Raw genomic sequence first — 393 nt, 5'->3', positions numbered from 1 at the left:
CGGAGTCCGGTGTGCCGCTGGGCGCGCGGCCGGCGATCGCCGGTACGGCCCACCCGGGCGCGCGGATCACCGTCTCCGACAAGGACGGCCACGAGGTGTGCGCCGGCACGGCGGGGTCCGACGGCCGCTGGAGCTGTGTTCCCGCCCCCGCCCTCCCGGACGGCCCCAACCGGCTCCAGGCCACCGCCGCCCTGAACGGCGTGAGCGCGTCGAGCGAGCAGATCCAGATCACCGTGGGGGACGCCGCCCCGGCCGGGTGACGTCACACGTGCCCGGGTCCTCCGCTGCCGAAGCCGCCGCTGGAGCCGGGCAGCCAGCGCTTGCGCTGCTGGTCCTTGCCCGTCCTGGTCGCGGAGTGGTGGAGCTCGTAGGGCATGAGCCGTGAGCCGGTCC

Annotated in this window: 2 protein-coding genes; one reads left to right on the top strand and one right to left on the bottom strand. The window is 76.1% G+C overall.

Features of this window, described 5'->3' with window-relative positions; all coding sequences use genetic code 11:
* Positions 1-260: Ig-like domain-containing protein (locus B7767_RS38590; RefSeq protein WP_143652891.1), on the top strand; the 260-nt coding region annotated here is incomplete at its 5' end.
* Between the two features lie 2 nt (positions 261-262).
* Here the strand turns inward: B7767_RS38590 and B7767_RS48790 are convergent.
* The coding region (locus tag B7767_RS48790) for a DUF6479 family protein (protein ID WP_256923725.1) at positions 263-393 on the bottom strand (131 nt) is incomplete at its 5' end.

Source organism: Streptomyces sp. 13-12-16 (genome assembly GCF_002114215.1).
Taxonomy (GTDB): Bacteria; Actinomycetota; Actinomycetes; order Streptomycetales; family Streptomycetaceae; genus Streptomyces.
The sequence above is the reverse complement of the archived record's forward strand: the minus strand, read 5'-3'. Positions and strand labels throughout refer to the sequence as shown.